The organism is Bacillus sp. AP50, from assembly GCF_040492675.1.
Lineage (GTDB): Bacteria > Bacillota > Bacilli > Bacillales > Bacillaceae_G > Bacillus_A > Bacillus_A cereus.
This window is the reverse complement of the sequence record NZ_JBEUTW010000590.1, coordinates 1-1354: the sequence shown is the minus strand read 5'-3', so window position 1 is coordinate 1354 and position 1354 is coordinate 1. Positions and strand designations below refer to the sequence as shown.

Sequence of the window (1354 nt, the reverse complement as noted above, 5' to 3'; positions counted from 1 at the left end):
GTTAATAATACTGTAATATATTTAGAAAATAAAATTGTCATTCGTTTTCTTGGACGAATTAATAATTGCTTAATCGTTCCTTTTTGGAATTCATCTGTAATTGTACGAGAAGCTATTGTAATTCCAAAGATCGTTGTGAATATCATAATTAAGCCGATATTTGAACTTGCAAAATCTAAGTAAGATCCACTTAAGCTACCAGCGTCGCCCCATTTCGCCAATACTACTGTTCCTAAAATCTCTAATAAAGCAATGACACCAATTAAAATATACATACCTTTTTTCGCATGCAACTTTAAAAATTCATTTTGAATTAATTTAAACATTACGCTTTCACTCCCCCAGTAATCGCTAAGAACTCATCCTCTAACGTTTTATTTTGAACAGTAACGCCATATACAAGCACATCAGCATGAACAAGTTTTTTTACAAGTTGCGGAATGTTGTCTTTTGTTACAGATGCTACAATTACATTCCCTTTTGCTTTACCTTTAATGATTTCATTTGCTTTCTGAACTTCATCTACTTCAAACGCTACAACGACTGCCTCATCATGTTTCACTTTTTCATGTAAGTTGTACTCTTGTACAAACTCACCTTGTTTAATAATAACGACGCGATCACACATTAATTCAATTTCACTCAATAAGTGACTTGATACGATTACAGCAATATTCTCTTCTTTCGCTAAACGTTGTAAATAATCACGAATTTGGCGAATACCAGCTGGATCTAGTCCATTTGTCGGCTCATCTAAAATTAAGATTTTCGGCTGATGAAGTAATGCCTGTGCAATTCCTAAACGTTGTTTCATACCAAGTGAATATGTTTTCACCTTTTTATGAATCGCATGCTCTAATTCAACAAGCTTTACAATCTCAGCAATCCGCTCTTTACTAATTGGTGTAATGGCCATATTCGCAAAATGCTTTAAGTTTTGCATTCCTGTCATATAATCATATAGTTCAGGATTTTCTACAATCGCTCCAATTTGCTCTAGTGCCTTTTCACGCTCCGAGCGAATACTATGTCCACAAATTGTAATATCGCCCTCTGTCATTGAAATAAGACCTGTCATCATACGGATCGTCGTCGTCTTACCGCTACCATTCGGTCCAAGGAATCCGTATACTTCTCCTTCACGAACCTCAAATGATAAACCACGAATAATTTCCGTTCCACCAATCCTTTTTCGAACATTCTCTAACTTTACTACTACGTTTCCCAATGCTGATTCCTCCTTTAGACTTCTAGTTTTTTATCGATAATGTGACCTGTAACTACTAGTAATATAATTGTTAATAAACAATTAAAAAATAGATTTAAAATTGTAACCTCTGTACCAGAATAAAAT

2 protein-coding genes and 1 pseudogene are annotated in these 1354 nt (G+C 34.3%); all 3 read right to left on the bottom strand.

Annotated features, from left to right (window positions below):
- A partial coding sequence (locus ABWK52_RS27000; protein ID WP_353772265.1) for an ABC transporter permease occupies positions 1-326 on the bottom strand: 326 nt, incomplete at its 3' end.
- Complete coding sequence (locus ABWK52_RS26995) at positions 326-1228, bottom strand: ABC transporter ATP-binding protein (protein WP_000528820.1); 903 nt, start codon at positions 1226-1228, stop codon at positions 326-328. The genes ABWK52_RS27000 and ABWK52_RS26995, both read right to left, overlap by 1 nt.
- A gap of 14 nt (positions 1229-1242) precedes the next feature.
- A pseudogene (locus ABWK52_RS26990) lies at positions 1243-1354 on the bottom strand (ABC transporter permease); the annotation flags it as partial.